3 protein-coding genes and 1 other RNA gene are annotated in these 2778 nt (G+C 36.6%); 3 read left to right on the top strand and 1 reads right to left on the bottom strand.

The genetic code is table 11. The annotated features are described in order from the left end of the window. Together VLZ86_RS11440 and rsmD are read left to right on the top strand one after the other, a co-directional pair. Positions 1 to 421 (top strand): DUF3822 family protein (locus tag VLZ86_RS11440; protein ID WP_325451424.1); only part of this gene is annotated, 421 nt, incomplete at its 5' end. Further along, complete coding sequence (gene rsmD / locus VLZ86_RS11445; protein WP_325451426.1) at positions 421 to 963, top strand: 16S rRNA (guanine(966)-N(2))-methyltransferase RsmD; 543 nt, start codon at positions 421 to 423, stop codon at positions 961 to 963. The genes VLZ86_RS11440 and rsmD, both read left to right, overlap by 1 nt. Positions 964 to 1235: 272 nt before the next feature. On the opposite strand, the gene rnpB is transcribed toward rsmD, so the two are convergent. Beyond that, positions 1236 to 1580: RNase P RNA component class A (rnpB, locus tag VLZ86_RS11450), an RNA gene on the bottom strand. Positions 1581 to 1843: 263 nt separating this feature from the next. Here rnpB and dnaX point away from each other — a divergent pair. Beyond that, on the top strand, positions 1844 to 2778 hold a 935-nt coding region (gene dnaX, locus VLZ86_RS11455; RefSeq protein WP_325451428.1), incomplete at its 3' end, for a DNA polymerase III subunit gamma/tau.

The raw sequence follows: 2778 nt of genomic DNA on the forward strand, positions 1-2778 counted from the left end.
GTTTGAAATGTATGGCGAATTTGAATACAAACATGCCTCCACGATCTTGTTGGAACAAATCTTAAAGAAAGAAGAAAAATCTAGCGACGATAAGATTTTTATCAATGTTGAACCTTTTCATTTCCAAATGCTAGTCATAAAAAAAGGACAATTTCAACTTTATAATACCTTTGAATATGACACAAAAGAGGATTTTATCTATTTTATTCTTTTCGCCATTGAGCAATTAAAATTGGATACTGAAAAGGTTATCGTTAAATTAATGGGTCATATTGTCAAAGATGATGAGTTGTATCAAATGCTTTATACCTATATCAGATATATAGAATTTGAAGGTCCTTCACAAAAATATACTTACAACAACAATTTTGAAGCCCATCCAAAGCATCAGCATACACTTATTTTAAATAGTTTAAACTAATGCGAATAATCTCAGGTCAATTTAAAGGAAGACGCATCACGCCGCCAAAAAAGCTGCCAGTACGCCCTACTACAGATATGGCAAAGGAAGCCATTTTCAACATCCTGAACAATAAATTCTATTTTGATGAGATTTCGGTGTTGGATTTATTTGCGGGTACGGGAAGCATCAGTTTTGAATTTGCCTCTAGAGGTACGGAACATATTACTTCAGTAGATGAAGATTTTGGATGCATCCAATTTATCACTAAAACTGCGGAAGAATTTGACATGCCTATTGCCACCGTAAAAAGTGATGTTTTTAAATTTTTGGAAACCACAAAATCTAAATCCGATGTTATTTTTGCCGATCCACCCTATGCCTTTAGTTTGGAGGAGTTTTCTAAAATTCCGGAACTGGTATTTCAAAATGGTCTTTTAGAAGATGAAGGTGTTTTAATTGTTGAACACGCCGAACAGATGAAGCTCACCCAACTGCCTTATTTCAGCTACTCCAAGAATTATGGAAGCAGTATGTTTAGTTTCTTTGAGAAAGCGGAATAGAAACAATGCGATCCATTTCTAATTACCTAGCGAGCGGGATTAGTTCCAGGAACTATCGGAGCAATCATCATAAATTAAACGGACTTCGTTTTTAGATTTTAGTTTTAGACGCTGCTCAACATCACAACCTAATGTGCTCCACTTCTAAGTTTTGAGTTTAGATCCCTCCCAAAAGCGGGATTAGTCCAACCATCAACACCTAATGCGCTGCCCTTTTAGGTCTGGGGTTTCACTAAAAAAACAAAGCTCTTTGAATTAACAAAGAGCTTGTTTAAGTAAGTAAATCTATAAGCCGAATTCTGTCCATTTTCTTTTTGAAGAATAAATTCTAAAAAGAGAAATGGCCTTATCATTTATCTGAATGAACTGTTACCAGTACATTTTAGCTGTCTACCCTCCAACAATCGAGCGTGCCGCCCTCAAGCGTTGGTATACATGACATTGCACCACATAGAGTTTACCTGGTTTCACTACAGCTTGACCTGTACATACTTTCTGTTGCACTTTTCCTGATCTCACGACCGATGGTTATTAACCATTATGTTGCACTATGGTGTTCGGACTTTCCTCCAAATGTCCAATCAAGTTGAACATTTAGCGATAAGGCGATTTACTTAAGGGCAAAGTTAGTATAAAGTTATATGGGAATAAAGCTATAATTCCTTTAAGTTTAAATTGCCTAAAGATTGTTAACTAGTCAAAACTCAGCTTTGTATTCCGTTTTAAATACTTTGGGCACTTTGAACTCTCAACTTACACCCCATTTGTTAATAACTAATGCTAAATTCATAAGATGTGATTCCTTTATTAGTACCGAATTTTTAACTTTGTTACTTCTAGTTTTGCATTATGAAATGCACAACTGAATGCAGTATAAAAAATGGAACATTTCGTAGTATCGGCACGCAAATACAGACCCCAAACCTTTAAGGATGTTGTGGGCCAGCAGGCTATTACCAATACGTTGATGAATGCCATTGAAAATCATCATTTAGCACAGGCTTTATTGTTTACGGGACCACGTGGCGTTGGTAAAACCACCTGCGCGCGTATTCTGGCCAAAATGATCAATAGCGACGGCACAGAAAAGGAAGATGAAGATTTCGCCTTCAATATATTTGAATTAGATGCTGCTTCTAACAACTCTGTTGATGATATCAGAAATCTAACGGACCAAGTTAGAATTCCGCCACAAGTTGGAAAATATAAAGTGTATATTATTGATGAGGTGCACATGTTGTCCCAATCGGCTTTTAATGCGTTTTTAAAAACGTTGGAAGAGCCACCAAAACATTGTATTTTCATTCTGGCAACTACTGAAAAACATAAAATTATTCCGACAATCCTATCGCGTTGTCAAATTTTCGATTTCAAGCGTATCACGGTTAAGGACGCTAAAAATTATTTAAAATACATTGCCGAAGAACAAGGTATTGAGGCCGAAGATGACGCACTACACATCATTGCCCAAAAAGCGGATGGCGCCATGCGTGATGCACTCTCTATTTTTGACAGGGTAGTTAGTTTTTCAGGTAAAAACTTGACACGACAGGCTGTAACCGAGAACTTGAACGTCCTGGATTATGAAACATACTTTACAAGTACCGACTTAATTTTAGAGAATAAAATACCTGAATTGCTCCTTCAGTTTAATGACACTTTATCAAAAGGGTTTGATGGGCATCATTATATTGCTGGTTTAGCCTCACATTTTAGAGATTTGATGGTCTGTAAAAATGAGCACACCGTTGAACTTCTTGAAGTTGGCGAGGATACCAAAGTGAAATATATGGAGCAGTGCAGAAAAGCATCCTA

The sequence above is a fragment of the Gelidibacter sp. genome, assembly GCF_035515035.1.
Taxonomy (GTDB): Bacteria; Bacteroidota; Bacteroidia; order Flavobacteriales; family Flavobacteriaceae; genus Gelidibacter.